The organism is Mycobacterium stomatepiae (assembly GCF_010731715.1).
Taxonomy (GTDB): Bacteria; Actinomycetota; Actinomycetes; order Mycobacteriales; family Mycobacteriaceae; genus Mycobacterium; species Mycobacterium stomatepiae.
Genome location: NZ_AP022587.1, coordinates 4,923,562 through 4,942,358, shown reverse-complemented (window position 1 = coordinate 4,942,358; position 18,797 = coordinate 4,923,562). Strand labels below are relative to the sequence as shown.

General features: G+C 66.6%; 16 protein-coding genes and 1 pseudogene. 7 read left to right on the top strand and 10 right to left on the bottom strand.

Annotated features, from left to right (window positions below; translation table 11 throughout):
• Positions 1–9 precede the first annotated feature (9 nt).
• Positions 10–1,506, bottom strand: coding sequence for a potassium/proton antiporter (locus G6N54_RS23605; RefSeq protein ID WP_163792508.1), 1,497 nt, complete (start codon positions 1,504–1,506; stop codon positions 10–12).
• Positions 1,507–1,689: 183 nt separating this feature from the next.
• Here G6N54_RS23605 and G6N54_RS23600 point away from each other — a divergent pair, with 183 nt between their 5' ends.
• Positions 1,690–2,388 carry a potassium channel family protein gene (locus G6N54_RS23600; protein ID WP_163794925.1) on the top strand — a complete coding sequence of 233 codons (699 nt, stop codon included), beginning with the start codon at positions 1,690–1,692 and terminating at the stop codon, positions 2,386–2,388.
• Between the two features lie 22 nt (positions 2,389–2,410).
• On the opposite strand, the gene G6N54_RS23595 is transcribed toward G6N54_RS23600, so the two are convergent.
• Positions 2,411–3,910, bottom strand: coding sequence for a DUF4185 domain-containing protein (locus G6N54_RS23595; protein ID WP_372513294.1), 1,500 nt, complete (start codon positions 3,908–3,910; stop codon positions 2,411–2,413).
• Positions 3,911–4,443: 533 nt separating this feature from the next.
• Between G6N54_RS23595 and G6N54_RS23590 the strand changes: the two genes are divergently transcribed.
• From G6N54_RS23590 to G6N54_RS23575, 4 genes are all read left to right on the top strand, one after another.
• Entirely contained in the window at positions 4,444–5,856 is a 1,413-nt protein-coding gene (locus G6N54_RS23590) for an MFS transporter (protein WP_163794924.1), read from the top strand.
• Positions 5,857–6,087: 231 nt separating this feature from the next.
• On the top strand, positions 6,088–7,314 hold the full coding sequence (locus G6N54_RS23585; protein ID WP_163792505.1) for an acetyl-CoA acetyltransferase: 1,227 nt from the start codon (positions 6,088–6,090) through the stop codon (positions 7,312–7,314).
• A gap of 1 nt (position 7,315) precedes the next feature.
• Positions 7,316–8,830, top strand: coding sequence for a carotenoid oxygenase family protein (locus G6N54_RS23580; protein WP_163792503.1), 1,515 nt, complete (start codon positions 7,316–7,318; stop codon positions 8,828–8,830).
• Between the two features lie 37 nt (positions 8,831–8,867).
• The gene (locus G6N54_RS23575) at positions 8,868–9,353 is read left to right on the top strand and encodes a VOC family protein (protein WP_163792501.1); all 486 of its coding nucleotides are present in this window, start codon (positions 8,868–8,870) and stop codon (positions 9,351–9,353) included.
• Between the two features lie 4 nt (positions 9,354–9,357).
• Here G6N54_RS23575 and G6N54_RS23570 read toward each other — a convergent pair whose 3' ends face one another.
• From G6N54_RS23570 to G6N54_RS23545, 6 genes and pseudogenes are all read right to left on the bottom strand, one after another.
• A complete protein-coding gene (locus tag G6N54_RS23570) occupies positions 9,358–9,792 on the bottom strand; it encodes a hypothetical protein (protein WP_163792499.1) in 435 nt (144 codons plus the stop codon).
• A 142-nt stretch (positions 9,793–9,934) separates the two neighbouring features.
• Positions 9,935–10,110 (bottom strand): annotated as a pseudogene (locus G6N54_RS23565) (VOC family protein); the annotation flags it as partial.
• Between the two features lie 12 nt (positions 10,111–10,122).
• Positions 10,123–10,596: a type II toxin-antitoxin system Rv0910 family toxin gene (locus G6N54_RS23560; protein WP_163792497.1), complete on the bottom strand. Its 474-nt coding sequence runs from the start codon at positions 10,594–10,596 to the stop codon at positions 10,123–10,125.
• Between the two features lie 3 nt (positions 10,597–10,599).
• A complete protein-coding gene (locus G6N54_RS23555; RefSeq protein WP_163792496.1) occupies positions 10,600–10,788 on the bottom strand; it encodes an antitoxin in 189 nt (62 codons plus the stop codon).
• 103 nt (positions 10,789–10,891) lie between these two features.
• A complete protein-coding gene (locus tag G6N54_RS23550) occupies positions 10,892–13,291 on the bottom strand; it encodes a cation-translocating P-type ATPase (RefSeq protein WP_163792495.1) in 2,400 nt (799 codons plus the stop codon).
• Complete coding sequence (locus tag G6N54_RS23545; protein WP_163792494.1) at positions 13,288–14,868, bottom strand: serine hydrolase; 1,581 nt, start codon at positions 14,866–14,868, stop codon at positions 13,288–13,290. Before G6N54_RS23545 ends, G6N54_RS23550 begins: the two co-directional genes overlap by 4 nt.
• A 44-nt stretch (positions 14,869–14,912) precedes the next feature.
• Between G6N54_RS23545 and mug the strand changes: the two genes are divergently transcribed.
• A complete protein-coding gene (gene mug, locus G6N54_RS23540) occupies positions 14,913–15,452 on the top strand; it encodes a G/U mismatch-specific DNA glycosylase (protein WP_197939554.1) in 540 nt (179 codons plus the stop codon).
• Here the strand turns inward: mug and G6N54_RS23535 are convergent.
• The gene (locus G6N54_RS23535; protein ID WP_163792492.1) at positions 15,430–16,548 is read right to left on the bottom strand and encodes an MBL fold metallo-hydrolase; all 1,119 of its coding nucleotides are present in this window, start codon (positions 16,546–16,548) and stop codon (positions 15,430–15,432) included. The genes mug and G6N54_RS23535 overlap by 23 nt on opposite strands.
• 4 nt (positions 16,549–16,552) lie before the next feature.
• A complete protein-coding gene (locus G6N54_RS23530; RefSeq protein ID WP_163792491.1) occupies positions 16,553–17,284 on the bottom strand; it encodes an enoyl-CoA hydratase in 732 nt (243 codons plus the stop codon).
• Positions 17,285–17,311: 27 nt separating this feature from the next.
• On the opposite strand from G6N54_RS23530, the gene G6N54_RS23525 reads away from it, so the two are divergent.
• Entirely contained in the window at positions 17,312–18,784 is a 1,473-nt protein-coding gene (locus G6N54_RS23525) for an acetyl-coenzyme A carboxylase carboxyl transferase subunits beta/alpha (RefSeq protein WP_163792490.1), read from the top strand.
• The last annotated feature ends 13 nt before the right edge of the window (positions 18,785–18,797 follow it).

Here is an 18,797-nt window from a genome sequence, read left to right as displayed (position 1 = left end):
TGGGCGGCCTCATTCGACTTCGCCATACTCATCGAACCAATATGCGAGTTTGCCCCGCCGGCTGACGGCGCGCAGTCTGGACTCGGCCGCGGCCCGCGTTTTGCTGGTCGTGACGATCAGCAGTTCGTCGCCGGTCTCAATACGCGTGTCGGGAACCGGGACAAAAGTATGCCCGTCACGAATGATCAGCGTGATCACGGCGGGGTCGGGTAGCCGGAGTTCGACGATCGTGACGTTGTGCAGCCGCGAGGGAGCCTGAACGGTCATGGTCAGCAGTTCCGCGTCGAGGATGTCCAGTGGCGCCGCCTCGACCTGGATTTCCCGGGTGGATTCGCGGGATATCAGGCGCAACCAGTTGGCCACCGGGTGCAGGCTGGGACCCTGCACCAAGGTGAATATCACCACGAGCACGAACACGATGTTCAGCAAGCGATAGCTGCCGGCGACGCCGGAGACGACCGGAAAGGTCGCCAACACGATCGGGACCGCGCCCCGCAAACCTGCCCACGAGAGGAAAAGCTGTTCGCGCCAAGGAACTCGAAACCACGCGAGCGAACCGACGACGGAGAGCGGCCGGGCAACGAGCAGCAGGACGAGTCCGACGACGACCGCGGTGACCAGGTCACCCGCCAGGTCGCTGGGGTTCACCAAGAGGCCGAGCAGCACGAACAATCCGATCTGCGCCAGCCAGCCGACTCCTTCGGCGAAAGACCGGGTCGCCGACCTGTGGGGCAGCCCCGAGTTGGCCAGGACCACGGCGGACAGGTACGCGGCGATGAATCCGCTGGCGTGGGCCTCGCCGGCGGCGGCGAACGCGACGAGCCCCAACCCGAAGGTCGCGATCGGGTACAGCCCGGAGGCGGGCAACGCGATGCGTCGGAGCCCGAGAGCACCCAGGTAACCAATGGCCACCCCGGCCGCGACACCGCCCAAGAGTTCACCGAGGAGGTCGGCGAGCGCGCCTCCCGGCTTCAATGCAAACGGCGTCACGCTGAACATCAGCACCAGAATCACACCGGGCGCATCGTTGAAGCCGGATTCGGCCTCGAGCAGCCCGGCGACTCGGCGGGGCAACGGCAGGACCCGCAGGACCGAGAACACGGCGGCGGCATCGGTCGAGGAAACGATGGCTCCGAGCAAGAGCGCGAGCTGCCAGTCGATGCCCAGCAGTAGGTGGACCACGACGGCGGTAACCGCCGTGCTGATGACGACGCCGACGGTGGCCAACACGGCCGCGGGCGCCAGCACCTTGCGGATGTCGGCGAACCGGGTTGTCAGCCCGCCTTCGATGAGGATTACGGCCAGCGCGGCGGTGCCGACATTCCTGGCCAGTTGCACGTCGTCGAACTGGAGACCGAGCACGTCCTCGCCGAGCACGACCCCGACCAGCAGGAAGAACAGCAGGCTGGGAAACCCGATACGGCTTGCCACTCGCGTACCGACGATGCTGGCCAGCAGCACGAGGCCGCCGATCAGCAACGCCAAATACAGCTGCTGCAAGCTCATGACATTCCCGTTCAGACCGGATCCCGGCAGCGGGTGCCGGACGGGCACTCATCTTCGCGAGAGCGCCACCTTTGGTGTCCTGCTAGTAAATCAGCACCCGGTCGCGCCGCGCTCGGTGCGGCTGGGAAGTGCCGGACGCGGTCGCGCTCGATCGGCCAAGATGGCTGAGTGGCGATACGGAAATTGCGAATCGGGATTGCTGGCGCGGGAAAGGTCGGCCGTTCCGTCGCGGGCGAGCTGCTGGAAAACGGCCACAAGATTTTGTTGATCGAGCGCGAACGCAGCAACTTCGAACCAGCCACGGTCCCCGGCGCGGATTGGCTGCATGCCGACGCCTGCGAGCTGACCGCATTGCAAGATGCGGGCCTGCAGACGTGCGATGTCGTGATTGCCGCAACCGGAGATGACAAATCCAACCTGGTGGTGGGTTTGCTGGCCAAGGTCGAGTTCGGAGTGCCCAGGGTGGTGGCACGGATCAACGACGTCCGCAACGACTGGCTGTTCACCCAGAGTTGGGGTATCGATGTGGCCGTCTCCACGCCGGACGCCATGGTTGCCGGGATCGAGGGCGCCATCGACGTTGGCCACCTGGTGCGCCTGATGGCGCTGCACCAAGGGCGGGCGGCGCTGACGAAACTAACTCTGCCCGAAGGCAATCCGCTCGTGGGACAACAAGTGAGCGAATTGATATTGCCCGGGGATCACGTGTTGGTCACGCTGCTTCGGGGTGACAACGTGATCGTGCCTCAGCCCGACCATGTGCTCGAAGCCGGCGACGAGATGTTGTTCGTCAGCAACGACTCGCTGGACCTCCTCAGCAAGGCCGACAAGGACACTCCCCTGTGGGGGGCAATCCGAAAGGCCTGGCGAAACGACACCTGACCCCGCCCGCGCGCCGCCGGGCCTACGGCAGCACCGTGTGCATCAACATCACGTCGTACGCCGACCACAGCGAGAGGTTGAAGTACAGGTCCCGCCCCGACGACCAGGGGTGGATCATCGGCGCATAGATGCCGCCGGGCATCTGGAATGACGACACCAGTGGTTGCTCCCCGCTCCACGGTCCCTGCGGCGTCGGCGCCGTGCGCGCCACCACGTCGTTGCTGCCGCCGTTGGTGTAGAGCACCAGGTACTGCTTCAGGTAGCTGTTGTACTGGGCCGACATCTCGCCAACCGGTCCGGGCCACAGCGGCGTCGCCGCCCCCGGGTTGGCCGGGACCCAGTGGCCACCGTTGTCGCCGTTCCAGTACTGGTACTTGGACAGATCGGGCAGCGCACTCGGAGGAACCCGAGACAGGTACGCGGCACCGCCACGTCCCGAAGGCGTCCCGAAGTTGTAGATGTAGCCGTCCTGCCCCTTCATGAAGGCACCCATTTGGAAGTTCTCATTGCCCGGGGTGTAGCCGGCGCCCGGCACGGTGTCGGGCGCGGACGTACGGATCGAGCCGGGGAAGATTCCCCAGTTCTGGCCGTTGTCGTTGGACCTCGCGATGGCCGAATAGTTCGTCGACCATTCGCCGTCGCGGCCCCACTGCCGAATCGACATGTAGCTCATGTACTGCGTCCGGCCCAGCGACATGGCCGACGTCGGAATGATGCCTGTTTCGTGTCTCGCCTTGTGGATGGTGTTGACGACCTGCTTGGACAGACCGTTGGTCCACACCGGGGAGCCGGAGTAGTTGTTGTTGGGCACACCGTCGGAGATGTGGATGCCCTGCGACAGATCATGGTCGTTACTGCGGAACAGCACGTTGTACCGCCATTGCTGGCCGCGGACCTTGCAATAGCCGAAGGTGTCACCGAAGGCCATCAGGGCCTGGCGGTTGGCGGGATCACCGTTGTCCCAAATGATTCCGAGGTCCGTCCCGGAGATACCGAAGCGTTGCAAGGTCTTGTTCGGGCCGTTCGGTCCGGTCACCCAGTCGACCAGCGACGTCGGCGCTCCCGCGATCTGAGCGGGCGGGGCCGCGGCGTCGGGCGCCGGCTGCGGTGCTGCGGCCGGCGGGGCCGGCTGGGCCGCGTTCGGGTGCAACGGCGCGGCGTTCGGCGACTGGGGCAGCCCCGGCACGGGCGGGTTCGGAGCCGGCGGCGGGACGACCCCCGCCTGCGGAACCATCGGGGCCGAGTAGCGCTGACCGCCGCCGGTGGGCGGCTTGATCAACGAGGCGATTAGCGGACCCAGCTTGGGCAGCGGCGCCTGGTCATTCGCGTGAGAGGGCCGTCGCCCGGTCGGCGGTTGGACGACCGGCTGAGGCGCCGGCATGGCCGGCTGGGCAGCGGGAGGCTCGATGTTCGCCTCGGGCGCACCACAGGGCGTAGCGTTTGCTGACGGTGCCGGGCCCGCCGCAACGATGTATGCGATAGCGGCCACAGGCACCAGAGCCAGCGACGTGGTCCGAAAAATCCCCGACAAAGTCACACCCTTCCAGGAGCGAGACGCCACATTGACGTACGCAGTTGGCTCATGTGACGATAGTGACTTAAGGGGCTTATGTGACCATCGATCAGCTAATAGGTATGCATCCGTGACCGGGTCGAAACCCTGGTTTCAAACCATTCCCAGGTGGATTTGCTAGAGGCGTGTTTCCACGCCGTCGCCACTGCCCGGGGGTTGCTGCCGCGCCAACGCACTTCGAAGCGCTTTGAACAGTGCGCGGAATGCGCTTGGTCCCGTTGTTCGCGCTCACCCCCAAGCCGCCCCCGCCGCCATCTTCCGCGCCACCATTGCCGTCGTCCGGCTCTGCCGCCGCGTCCGTCACGCGCACGTCCGTCACGCCAGGGCGCAACGGCACACCGAAACCCTCTGGGGCACCTCGAATTCTGACGCGCCACGCAAACACCACGGACAACCCGCGTTGCCAGGCCAGAGCGGGTACGCTCCCATCCGCAGCACACAATCTCGGGTGGGCGGTCCGCCAAGGAGGGCGAGCGATGAGTATGGGTAATGAGTTGCAGCCCAAACGATTCGGAGCTGGACGGGCATACCTCAACCGAGTGGTCGCCGCCTCGATGGCCGGCACCGTCGTCGAGTGGTACGAATTCTTCCTCTACGGCACCGCGGCAACCCTGGTGTTCGGCAAGGTCTTCTTTGCCAAGGGAGGCAACGACCTCGAAGCGATTTTCGCCGCCTTCGTGACCTACGCCGTCGGGTTCGCCGCACGCCCCCTGGGGGGAATCGTCTTCGGGCAGCTCGGGGACCGCCACGGACGCAAGAAGCTGCTCCAGCTGAGCCTGCTGTTGGTGGGCATCTCGACCTTCCTGATGGGTTGTCTGCCGACGCTCGCTCAGATCGACTACTGGGCCCCGGCGCTGCTGGTGACGCTGCGGTTCGTCCAGGGCTTTGCCGTCGGCGGTGAGTGGGGCGGCGCGGTGCTGCTCGTCGCCGAACACAGCCCGAACGCGAGCCGCGGCTTCTGGGCAAGCTGGCCGCAGGCCGGCGTGCCGGGCGGGAACATGCTGGCCACGGCGGTGCTGCTGGTGCTCACCTCCACGCTGTCGGACGCGGAGTTCCTCAGCTGGGGCTGGCGTGTGGCGTTCTGGCTGTCCGCGGTCGTCGTCCTGATCGGCTATTACATCCGGACCAAGGTCACCGATGCCCCGATCTTCCTCGAAGCGCAGCGAGAGGCGGACCTGGCCAAATCGACGCGGGCCGGCGTGCTCAAAGTGATAAAGCGTTACCCGGGTGGCATTTTCACTTCGATGGGGCTGCGGGTTGGCGAGAACATCATGTACTACCTGGTAGTCACGTTCTCGATCACGTATCTCAAGGTGCATGTGCACGCGAACACCAAAGCGATCCTGTGGTGGCTGTTGGTCGCGCACGCCGCGCATTTCGCGGTCATTCCCTTTTTCAGGCATCTCAGCGACCGATTCGGCAGGCGCCCAGTCTATTTCGCCGGTGCGATCGCGACGGCCACCTGGGGCTTCTTTGCCTTCCTGATGATGGACAGCGGCCGCAATGCGATCATCATGTCCGCGGTCGTCATCGGTCTGGTGTTTCACGGGGTGATGTATGCGGTTCAGCCGTCCGCGATGGCCGAGATGTTTCCGACCCGGATGCGATATTCGGGCGTGTCGCTCGGCTACCAGGTCACTTCGATCGTGGCCGGGTCGCTGGCGCCGATCATCGCCGTTCGATTGCTCGAGACCTACAAATCGGCGGTACCCATCGCGTGGTACTTGGCGGGCGCCGCAGCGGTCAGCGCCGTCGCGGCCCTGGCCGCCCGCGAGACGAAGGGCATCGACCTGGCCGACGTCGATCTCGCCGACTCCCAAGATGCGGGAACGGACCGGTCCACCCGACGTCCGGATGGACCCGAACCGACCGAGCTCGTCGGGGGCACCGTCTAGCCCGCCGCTCCGCTGCTGAGCTGGGGAAATGCCTCGTTCGCGCAGGTCGGAGCGGTGTCAGCGATGCTTGACACTAGTTAATTGCCATGTTTGCCCGGGCCCGGGGATGGTAATGCCCCAACAGGGTGTGCGCGTCGGCCGGCCTACGCGTCCATCTAGGTCCCGTCGGTTCAGCCCGAGAGCCGACGGGTCCGCTATTTTCGGGTTCATCCAGGAGTACCGTGCGCTGGTATGGACGGATCGGCGAACGTGTGGATTCTCGGCGGTTATCAAAGCGATTTCGCTCGCAACTTGACGAAGGAAGACCGCGATTTCGCGGCGTTGACCGGCGAGGTTGTCGACGGCACCCTCGCCGCGGCCAAGGTGGACGCCGCGGACATCGGCGTGGTCCATGTCGCGAATGCCTTCGGCGAGATGTTCGCCAGCCAGGGTCACCTCGGCGCTATGCCGGCGACGGTGTGCGACGGGCTCTGGGACATTCCGGCGTCCCGGCACGAGGCCGCCTGCGCATCCGGCAGTGTGGCGGCGCTGTCGGCGATCGCCGATTTGCGTTCCGGCGCTTATGACACCGCGCTGGTGGTCGGGCTCGAGTTGGAGAAGCCCGTGCCCGGTGACATCGCCGCAATGTATCTCGGGGCCGCGGCGTGGACCGGACACGAGGGAGCCGACGCGAAGTATCTTTGGCCGTCGATGTTCGCGCAGGTTGCCGACGAGTACGACCGACGTTACGGCTTGGACGACACCCATTTGCGGGCGATCGCTCAAGTGAACTTCGCCAATGCGCGGCGCAACCCCAACGCCCAGACCCGCGGCTGGACCGTCCCGGATCCGATCACGGCTGACGACGCGAGCAACCCGATCACCGAGGGCCGGCTGCGCCGGTACGACTGCAGCCAAATGACCGACGGCGGTGCGGGTTTGGTCCTGGTCAACGACGCCTACCTGCGCGACCATCCCGACGCCCAGCCGATCGGCCGCATCGAGGGCTGGGGCCATCGCACCGTCGGGCTGGGTCTGCAGCAGAAACTGGACCGGGCCGCAGACGACCCCTACGTACTCCCCCATGTGCGCTCGGCGGTGCTCGACGCCCTGCGCCGCGCGCAGCTGACCCTCGACGACATCGACGGGTTCGAGGTGCACGACTGCTTCACGCCCAGCGAGTACCTGGCGATCGACCACATCGGGCTGACCGGCCCGGGCGAATCGTGGAAGGCCATCGAAAACGGGGAGATCGAGATCGGCGGCCGGCTCCCGATCAACCCCAGCGGCGGGCTGATCGGCGGTGGGCACCCGGTCGGCGCCTCCGGCGTGCGGATGCTGCTCGACGCCGCCAAACAGGTCAGCGACGGGGCCGGCGACTATCAGATCGAGGGCGCAAAGACGTTCGGAACACTCAACTTCGGTGGCAGCACCGCCACCACACTCAGTTTCGTCGTCGGCGCGACCGAAGGCGCATGACATGGACGTCGAGATCGTCGGCAAGTTCCTGTCGACCCTGCCCGAAGACGACGACCACCCCTACCGGACCGGTCCGTGGCGACCACAGACCACCGAGTGGGACGCCAACGATCTGGTCGCGGTGGAGGGCGAAATCCCCCACGACCTCGACGGCATTTACCTGCGTAACACCGAGAACCCGCTACATCCGGCGTTCAAGACCTATCACCCGTTCGACGGTGACGGCATGGTGCACGTGGTGGGCTTTCGCGATGGAAAAGCCTTCTACCGCAACCGCTTTATTCGCACCGACGGCTTTCTGGCCGAGAACGACGCCGGCGAGCCGCTGTGGCCGGGGCTGGCTGAACCGGTACAGCTGGCCCAGCGCGACGAGGGCTGGGGCGCACGCACGCGCATGAAGGACGCGTCGAGCACCGACGTCATCGTGCACCGCGGCATCGCGCTCACCAGCTTCTACCAGTGCGGGGATCTGTACCGGATCGACCCGTATTCGGCCAACACCCTGGGCAAGGAAAGCTGGAACGGGCGCTTCCCGCTCGACTGGGGTGTGTCCGCACATCCGAAGGTCGACAACAGAACCGGCGAACTGCTGTTCTTCAACTACAGCAAGCAGGATCCGTACATGCGCTACGGCGTCGTCGACGACGACAACGAGCTGGCCCACTACGTCGACATTCCGCTGCCCGGACCGCGCCTTCCCCATGACATGGCGTTCACCGAAAACTACGCCATCCTCAACGATTTCCCGTTGTTCTGGGATCCGCGGCTGCTCGAACACGATGTGCACCTGCCCCGCTTCTACCCCGACATACCGTCGCGCTTCGCGGTCATCCCGCGCCGCGGATCGACGGCAGACATCAAGTGGTTCGAAGCCGACCCCACGTTCGTACTGCACTTCACCAACGCCTACGAGGACGGCGACGAGATCGTGCTGGACGGCTTCTTCGAAGGCGATCCCCAGCCGATCGACACCGGAGGGACCAAGTGGGACAAGCTGTTTCGCTTCCTCGCGCTGGACCGCCTGCAGGCCCGGCTACACCGGTGGCGTTTCAACCTGGTCACCGGCGCGGTGAAAGAGGAGCGATTGTCGGATTCGATCACGGAGTTCGGAACGATCAACCCCGACTACGCGGGCGGCAACTACCGCTATACCTACGCGGCCACCGGTAAGCCGGGCTGGTTCCTGTTCGACGGGCTGGTCAAACACGACGTGCTCACCGGAAGCCAGGAAGGTATCTCGTTCGGCGACGGCGTCTACGGCAGTGAGACCGCGATGGCGCCGCGGGTGGGAGCCGCCGGCGAGGACGACGGCTATCTGGTCACGCTGACCACCGACATGAACACGGACGCCTCCTACTGCGTGGTGTTCGACGCTGCTCGCGTCGCCGACGGGCCGGTGTGCAAACTTCAGCTGCCGGAACGCATTTCGAGCGGCACACATGCGACCTGGGCACCCGGTGCCCAGTTGCGGCGCTGGGCCACCACCGAGTCGGCGGCAGCGGCCGTGGCCCTGTGAACCCCGCGACTCGGCGAAACGTCATCATGAAATGGCAATGAACTCCGAAAAGTCCCGCCGGACCACACACTGGCCCATCCAGTTGGCCTCCATCGGCGCCATCCGCTTCGCTCGCCGCTCGTCGAACTTCGAAGAGACCGTGCGGTTTTACCGTGAGCTGGTGGGCCTGCCGCTATTCGAGACGTTCGAGGCCAGCTACGGCAGCAACGGCGCCATTTTCGGCCTGCCCAGCTGGAACCTGACGATGGAGATCGTCCAGGCCCCCGACCGCGACGTCGCGGTCGATCAGCACGAGCAGCTCTGCCTGTACTTCCCGGACGAGCAGTCGCAGCGGGCCGCGATCGCGCGGCTGCGGGAAGCGGCGGCCGAAGAAGTACGGCAGCACCCGTACTGGGCGGCAACGGGTGCGGTGACCTTCCGCGACCCCGACGGTCGCGAGGTCGTGTTCGCGCCCTTTGTGTTCGGAGTCAACGAGCCCGGCGACAGCTCCATCTCAGGCAAACACGAGTTCCCGACGGGCTGAGGTCCTAGCGGCCCGTGCGACCGGCAACAAGGGCGGCGATCAGCGAAGCAACCGAACACACCACCGCGCCGACCGCAGCGCCCCCGCCGACATAGAGCCCGTACTCCGCGGACACCGGCGGATTGACGTTGAGCTTGTAGTACCACGCCACGAGCCCCACGATGAGCAGCGAAATCACCAGCGCCACAATCGAAGCGATGCGCGCCGACAGGCCGCGACCCACCAGCGCCCCGACCACCAGCAACACCGAAGACAGCAGCACAATCAGCTGGCCCGGGCCGAATCCCGGCGGAAGCTGCAGGCTGCCGTGTTTGCCGCCGATCGCGCTGGCCCAACCGCCGCCGCCGACCGACGTCGTCAGCCACGGCAACCAGGCACTGGCCGAAACGACCAGGGCAAACAACGCCACCAGCCATCCGGGGCGCAGGCGGCGGGTCATGGGTGCGACCTTAATAGGGCGCCCGACCGGCCGCCCGCGCGCCACGCTATGCGCGTCTGGAAGCGTACGGGGGCTCGTCTGGCGACCCTCCCCCGCAAGCGGGAGGTGCCTCCAGGGCCCCGCTACGCCGCGCTTGCGATCGTCACGCCTGCAGCGAGGACAGGTTGGTGACGCTGGTGGGATCGGTCGCCGCGGCCAGCCGCCCATACGGCGTGTCCTCGGCTCCCCGCAGCACGGCTCCGCCGTTCCCGGCGATCACCTGTGGCGTTTTGTGGGTGGCCTTCGCGCCGAAAAGAAGATGGACCACCGCGGCACTCCTGCGCCAAACGGTCAGCGACCGGTAATCCCATGTCCGTTGCGACCGGGATCGGGAGCGGTGAACACCGTGACGAATCTTTCCAGGGACTCGTCGATGTCACTTCGCAATGCCGCCGCAACGATCATGCCGATCGGGCCGAACAACGCTGGGCCACCGAGGTGAACGTCGAAGCTGACGATCGATCCGGCGTCGTTCGGCTTGACCTTCGCGATCAGTTTGACCTTGACCCCGCCGACGCCGACACCGTTGAGCGTCATGGCTTCCGGCGGCTTGTAGTGCACGATCGTCCATTTGATCCGGTTGAGCATGCCCTTGACCTCGACGATCGATTCGATCACGGTGCCCTTTTCCAGGTTGTCGGGCAGCTGGCTGCGCCACACCCGGTGGATGCTCAGCCAGTCCTTGTAGCGGGACAGATCGGAGGCATGCGTCCAGGCCTGCTCGGGCGACAGCGGTACGTCGATGGCTCCGGAAAGTTTCGCCATGTGCTAGCCCTGCTGGTTGCCCTGAGCCTGAGAGCCAGCGGCCTTCTTGGCCTCTTCCTGCACCTTGTGGATGGTGTCGGAGTACTTCCCCTGCGTCTTGTCGTCGACGAACTCGCCGGCCTTGTCAATCGCGGTCTCGACCTTGTCGGCGTTCTGCGCCAACAGGTCCTTTGCCTTGTCCAGGAATCCCATGCGCCGTCCCTTCCCCGCGGATCCCCGGGGCCGCCGGGGATCCTTACTTTGCAGGTAGAACCCTACTGGCCGGAGTGCGGGCTATCCGCATCGCCCTGGTCGGCTAGTTGGTCTGGCAGGCCCGCCACAACCGCGGCTCGATGCCAAGCATCCTGGCCCTGATCCACCACGTCGCCTCTATCGCCGCCGCGCCCAGCACGCCGATCCCCAGCGCGGTGGACGTCACGACCGGATTCGACGGGTCGAGCAGAAACTTCTGCTGCGCCAGCGGGATGCTGAAAATCGCGACATAAGCCAGGCCACACGCGGCGACCAGCGCGACCCGCCACCACTGGTAGGGACGCGCCACCACGGCCAGCACCCACAGCGCGGCCACCAACAGCGTGATCAGCGCGGCGGTCGACGCCTGGTCCTGTTCGGTGAAAGTGGCGTGCCGGCCCTGGTAGGCCACCAGATAGGAGACGAAAGTCGCGGTGCCGACGATCAATCCGGACGGCAGCGCCGATGTCAGCACGCGCGACACGAAGCCGGGATAGGCGCGCTCGTTGTTGGGGGCCAGCGACAGGATGAACGACGGAATGCCGATGGTGAACCACGCGGCGATGGTGACGTGGATCGGCTGAAACGGGTAGAGCAGCGGATCGGCTTTGAGCGGTTTGGACAGCAGGCATTCGATACCCACGAACAGCGCCAGCATTACCGAGTACACCGTTTTCGTCAGGAACAGGTTGGCGACCCGCTCGATGTTGCCGATCACCCGCCGGCCCTCCCCGACGACGTAGGGAAGCGTTGCGAACCTGTTGTCCAGCAACACGATCTGCGCCACCGCCCGCGACGCCGGGCTACCGGCGCCCATCGCCACCCCGATGTCGGCGTCCTTGAGGGCAAGCACGTCGTTGACGCCGTCGCCGGTCATCGCGACGGTGTGCCCGTGCGCTTGCAGCGCGTGCACGATGGCCCGCTTCTGGTCGGGCCGCACCCGGCCGAAGGTGGTGTAGACGTCCAGAGTGTCGGCCAATTCGCTCGGTTCCGTGGGCAACTGCCGCGCATCCAGCGCCTCGCCATGCAGCCCGAGTTTGGCCGCCACCGCGCCGACCGATACCGCGTTGTCGCCGGAGATTACCTTGACCGAAACATCCTGGGCGGCAAAGTACTCCACGGTTTCACGGGCGTCCGGGCGTATCTTCTGCTCCAGCACCACCAGCGCGACGGGTTCGACCCGGCCCGGTGCACTCGGCTGATCCACGGCGACGTCGGCGGCGCCGAGTAGCAGCACTCGCAGACCCTGCGCACCGATCTGTTCGGCCTGCGCGGCGGCCGCCGAGGCTGGGTCGAGCAGCACGTCCGGCGCGCCGATCACCCAGTTGCCGTGGTCGGCGTAGGATACGCCGCTCCATTTGGTGGCCGACTTGAAAGGCGCTGTGGCCGTGACGATCCAGCCGGGAGCCTGGTCGAAGGTTTCGGCGATCGCCCGGATGCTGGCATTGGGACGCGGATCGGCCGCCGCCAGCGCGGCCAGCGCATCCGCGATGGCCGCCGACTGCCCGGCGGCGAGTTCGGCGACGTCGGACACCCGCATACCGCTTTCGGTCAGGGTGCCGGTCTTATCGGCGCACACCACATCGACGCGGGCCAATCCCTCGATGGCGGGCAATTCCTGCACCAGGCAACGGCGTTGGCCGAGCCTAATGACGCCGACCGCGAACGCGATCGAGGTCATCAGCACCAAGCCCTCGGGCACCATCGGCACCAGCGCACCGACCGTCCGTAGCACCGCCTGTCGCCAGTCCGCACGCGTGGTGAACAACTGCGTGTATATCGTCAGCAGACCGGCGGGCACCAACAGGTAGGTGATGAACTGCAGGATCCGGTTAATGCCGTTGCGCAGTTCGGATTTCACCAACGTGAACTTGCTGGCTTCCTCGGCGAGCCGGGCGGCATAGGCCGCCTGGCCAACCTTGGTGGCGCGATAGGCACCCGTACCGGCGACGACGAAGCTCCCTGACATGACCGGGTCGCCGGCGTCCTTGCCGATCGGGTCGGCCTCACCGGTCAGCAGCGACTCGTCGACCTCCAGGTTGTCTTGTTCGAGCACCTCGCCGTCGACGACGATCTGATCACCGGGCCCGAGTTCGATGACGTCGTCGAGCACCACTTCACTGGGTAGTAGCGTTGCAGTCTCGGATTGCCGGCGCACCAATGGTTTTGCCTGTCCGACGATCGCGAGGGCGTCCAGCGTCTGCTTGGCCCGGATCTCCTGAACGATCCCGATCACGCTGTTGGCGATGATCAGCAGGCCGAACAGCCCGTTGATGGCCGAACCGGTCGCGAGCACGATCGCCAGCAGCACGCCCAGTATCGCGTTGATCCGAGTGAAAACGTTGGCGCGGACGATGTCCGCGGTGCTGCGGGCGGCACGTGCCGGAACCGCGTTGCTGTTACCGTCGGCTATCCGCTGCGCCACCTCGGCGTCGGTCAGGCCTGAGCTGGCGGCGCGGTTCATCGGGTGAACGTTCCCAGCTTGTCGGTGTCGTAGTACTCCAGGTTGAGCGTGTCACCGGAAAACGCAGCCTTGGAAATCGTTCCGGGCGGGGCATTCTCGTCGGTGATGGAGAAGGTGAAGGTGTCGCCGTCCCAGTGCGCGAGGGGAAACGTTTGATTCTTCGGGCCCAGCGCGAGCTGCAGTTGCCCGTTGTCTTGGGTCACGACGGCCGGGCCCCAGTAGTCACTGGCGTAGACTCCGAGGTAGTCGGTAAGCGGCCGCGGCGGCGCGGGGTTGGCGGGGGGTTGCTTGCCGACCAGCGAGCCCTCGGCGTTGTTCATCCAGCCAATTGCGTGGTTGTACAGCGCCGGCCAATCCTCGCGAATCTGGCCGTACTGCACGAGATCCATGAATTGCGCGGTCAGCGCTTCCGGAATGCCGTATGGCGCGCCGTTGGTCAGCGCGACGATGCCGACGTCCGCCGAGGGCATCGCGACGAAGTTGGTCGCCGCGCCCGACGCGAAGGCTCCGGAGTGGCCGTACTCGGTGCGGCCCGACGAGGTCACCGAGGCGTTGAAACCGTGGCCGTAGTTGCCGGCCCGGGCTTTTGGCGGCGACGCGGGACTCGAAATGACCTGCGGGGTGATCGCGGGCAGCAGGGCTTCTGGCGAGGTGATCCGCTGGCCGTTGTAGGTTCCGTTGGCCATCACCATCGTCAGCCAGCGCGCCATGTCGTTGATCGACGAACTGACCCCGCCCGCCGGCGTCTGCGCATCCGGGTCACGCTGGAAGCGCGGCTCCCACTTGTCCCCGGCCTTGACGTGCAGCACGGCGCGGTTGGACCTGGCCAGGTAATCGGCGTACTTCGAACTCGTCGATGCCATGCCGAGCGGACGGTAGAGCACCTCGTCGGACAGGTCCTCCCACGATTTACCCGCCGCGGCCGCCACCGCCTCGGCGGCCGCGGTCAAGCCAAAGTTGGTGTAGGCGTAGCTACTTCGGAATGGAGCCAGCGGTAGATACTTCAGGTGCTCCAGCACTTGGCGGCGGTCATATCCGAGATCCTCCAGTTTGTCGCCGGCGTGATCGGGCAGCCCGGAGCGATGCGAGTACAGGTCGCCGACGGTCACATGGCCGGTGACATAGGTATCCGAGAGCGCAAACCACGGCAGCTTGGCGGCCACCGGCGTGTCCCAGGTGACGACGTTGGTAGTCACTTCGTGGGCCACCACGGTCGCGCCCACTGATTTCGACACCGAGGCCAGCTGGAAGACGGTATCCGCGTCGACCCTGTTGTCGCCGCCGGTGCCCTTGGTCACGTCCTTCACGCCGAAACCCCTGGCGTAAACCGTTTTTCCGCCGCGGACAATGGCCACCGACAGGCCTGGGACGCCGGTGCTGCGCATCAGATCGTGGATCAGGCCATCGACCTTCGAAATGGCGGCGTCGATGCGGCCCGGGGGAATGTCCAGAGCCGACATTTCGTTGGGAGGCGCGTCGGACAACGTAGCGAGCGGGCTCGATATGGGCTGGCCAGAGGCACATCCGACCAACACCAGCAATATCACGACAGCGGCCAGGGCCGCGCGTTTCGTCATGCCCGCAGACTCTAGCGCGCTCGCCGATGGGAGTATCACCAACGATGCATTATGAATCGGACATCCTTGCCCCGGGTCTCGACTTCGTCTTCTGCGGAATGAACCCGGCAACGACCGCTGCGGTCGACGGCCATAACTTCTCGAATCGCAGCAACCGTTTCTGGTCCGTATTGCATCTGGCCGGGTTCACCGATACGCGATTGCGTCCGGAGGACGAGCGCCGGTTGCTCGACTACGGCTGCGGCATCACCGCCGTCGTCAGCCGGCCGACTCGGCGAGCCAGCGACGTCTCGACCGAAGAGTTCCGTGGCGCCCGACCCGAGTTCGAAGCAAAGATCCAGCGCTACGCGCCGCGAGCGATCGCCTTCCTCGGCAAACGTGCCCTGGCGGCGATGACCGGCGTCCCGAAGATCGACTGGGGCCCGTATGTCCCCGGGTTCGCCGACACCGTGGCATGGGTGTTGCCCAACCCCGGCGGCCTCAATAGGGGGTTCACGCTGGACGATCTGGTCAGCGCCTACTCTGAACTACGTTGTGCGCTCGGCGATTCCGGTCGTTTATCTACAACCGCCACCACGGATTGAACCTCAGCGGCCCGGACGGATCGAGCCGTTGACCGGGTGCGGGGACCGCCACCGCCGCTCCGGTGGTTTCCGCGGCCACAAGCATCCGCTCGACGGGCTCGGCCCACGGGTGCGGAGCCAGCCGGAAAGTGCCCCAGTGAATCGGCACCAAAAGCCCGGACCCGCCGGCCGTGAGATCGAGGTGGGCGCGCACCGCCTCCTCCGGACTCATGTGAACGTCGGGCCAGCCGGGGTTGTAGGCGCCGATCGGCAGCAGCGTCACGTCGAACGGTCCGTGCTCGGCACCGATTTGTTCGAAGCTCTTGGTGTATCCGGTGTCGCCGCCGAAGTAGGCGCGGTGGCTGGGACCGGCGATTCCCCAGGACACCCACAGTGTGGTGTTGCGATCCAGGAAGCGACCCGAAAAGTGCCGTGCGGGCAAACAAGTCAGGGTCAGTTCGTCGACGTGACCGCTTTCATTCCAGTCGAGTTCGACGATGCGATGCCCGGGTATGCCCCACGCCCGCAGGTGCGCACCCACGCCGAGGGGGACGAAGAACGGCGCCCGCTGGGAGCGGGCCAGCGCGATGACGGTGTCGATGTCGAGGTGGTCGTAGTGGTCATGGCTGATCACCACGGCGTCGACCGCCGGCAGCGCCTCGAGCTGCACCGGTGGCGGATGCAGACGTTCGGGCCCGATCACGTCCGACGGCGAGCAGCTGTGGCTCCACACCGGGTCGGTGAGCACCCGGTAGCCGTCGATCTCGAGCAGGGCGGTGGAGTGGCCCAGCCAGCTGACCGCCAATCGGCCGGGGCCGGCGTCGAACGTCCCGGGCGCAGCCAGCGGGATCGGCCCCGGCGGGCGGCTGTGGCCGCGTCCTCCCACCAACTCCCACGCGATCAGCGCGAGCTGCTCGCGGTCCAGGTTGGCGTTCGAGGCGGGTTCAAGGTTGACGAAGACACCGTCGGCAAAGTTGGGCGAGTGCTGCGTCACCGCCCGGATCGACGACGGGTCGGCCCCCAGGGCGGCCGGTGCCCCGTGCAGCGCGCGCAACAACCACCCGCCTGCGGCGAGCGTGACCGTGCCGGCGGCCAGGCGAAACGCTGCGGGCACCATGACGTCAGGCCCCCTGGAACCTCGGCGGACGCTTCTCCACGCGGGCAACTTGCGCCTCGATCACGTCCTGGCTACCCCACGCCTTGTCGAACAGCTCCTTGTGCACCGGCCAGGCCTCCTCGATCGAACCGTCGTCGTTGAGTACCCGCTTGGCGTGCTGAATCGCCAGCGGCGCCAGCCCGGTGATCTCGGCGGCCCACGCCTGGGCGTCTTCCAGCGTCCCGATCCGGTTGGCCATGCCAGTCTGTAGGGCCGTCTCGGGGGTCAGCTTCTCCGCGGTCAACAGCATCGCCCGCGCCCGGCCGTGTCCGACCAGCGAAGACAGTCGGCGGATGCTCCAGTTGTCCAGGGCAAGGCCGTATTTCGACGTCGGAAATTGGAAGAATGCGTCGGGGGCGACGACCCGCAGGTCGCATTGCATGGCCAGCTGCAGGCCCGCGCCTATGGCCGGACCGTTGATCGCGCCGATCACCGGGATGGGAGCCGCATCCAGGGCCTTGTGCAGCTCGATGAGGCGGTCCGGGTAGTCGGCGGCAAACGCGTCGCCGCTCAGATCCGCACCCGCGCAGAACACCGTGCCCTGGCCGGTCAGCACGATGGCGCGGATGGATCCATCACCGGCCTTCAGCACGGCCTCGCGCAGTTCGTCGACGAGCTGTGAGTTGAGCGCGTTGCGTCGCTCTGCGCGCTGCATTTCGATGGTCATTACGGCTTCGACCTGCGTGATACCGATCATGGGCGTCAGCCTATATAGCCTGGCCGCGTGAGTCGCATCACGACCGAACAACTGCAGGATGCGGTACTGGACGAGGGCTCCTTCGTGGGCTGGGACAGCGAGCCGCTGAAGATACCGACCAGCGAGGCCTACGCGCGCGAGCTCGCCGATGCCCGGGCGGCAACCGGCCTCGACGAAGCCGTGCTCACCGGTGAGGGGCGAATACACGGGCGCCGGGTGGCGGTCGTGGTGTGCGAGTTCAGCTTCCTCGGGGGGTCGATCGGGGTCGCGGCGGCCGAACGGATCACCGCCGCCGTGCAGCGCGCCACGGCCGAGCGTCTCCCGCTGCTGGCATCGCCCAGCTCCGGCGGCACCCGCATGCAGGAGGGCACGGTCGCGCTCCTGCAGATGGTGAAGATCGCCGCGGCCGTCAGGCTCCACAAGCGGGCGCATCTGCCCTACCTGGTCTACCTGCGCAACCCGACCACCGGCGGGGTTTTCGCGTCGTGGGGCTCGCTGGGTCACATCACCGTCGCCGAGCCCGGCGCGCTGATCGGGTTCCTCGGGCCGCGGGTGTACGAGCAGCTCTACGGCGAACCCTTCCCGCCGGGCATCCAGACCGCGGAGAACCTGCAACGTCACGGGGTGATCGACGGCGTCGTCGCGATCGACGAGCTGCGCCGGACGGTGGATCGCGCGCTGACCGTCATCGCCGACCCTCCGGAGCCGTTGCCCGCGACCGCACCCGACGAAGCGATACCCGATGTGCCGGCCTGGGATTCGGTGCTCGCGTCGCGACGCCCGGACCGGCCGGGTGTCGGGCATCTGCTGCGCCACGGTGCCACCGATCTGGTGCTGTTGTCCGGCACCGGCAGCGGGGAGGCGGCGACCACCCTGTTGGCGCTGGCCCGATTCGCGGGCCAGCCCGCGGTGGTGCTCGGCCAGCAGCGCCTCACCGGCGGGCTGGTCGGGCCGGCGTCGCTGCGGGAAGCCCGCCGTGGCATGGCGCTGGCCGCCGAATTGCGACTGCCGCTGGTGCTGGTGATCGACACCGCCGGGCCCGCGCTGTCGGCCGAGGCCGAGCAGGGCGGGCTGGCCGGTCAGATCGCCCAATGCGTGGCCGAACTGGTGACGCTGGATACCCCGACGGTGTCGGTGCTGCTAGGCCAGGGCAGCGGCGGGCCGGCGCTGTCGATGGTGCCCGCCGACCGGGTGCTGGCCGCGCTACACGGCTGGCTGGCACCGCTGCCGCCGGAGGGCGCCAGCGCGATCGTCTTCCGCGATACCGCGCATGCCCCCGAACTTGCTGCGGCCCAAGGTATTCGGTCAGCGGACCTGCTGCGGTCCGGGATCGTCGACGCCATCGTGCCGGAACATCCCGATGCCGCCGACGAGCCGATCGAGTTCTCCCAGCGACTATCGGGCGCCATTGCCGCAGAGGTGCACGCGCTGCGCGGCATCCCGTGCGCCGAGCGTATTGCCCAACGGTTGCGGCGTTACCGCGGAATCGGATTGCCTTGAACGCGGCGTCGGG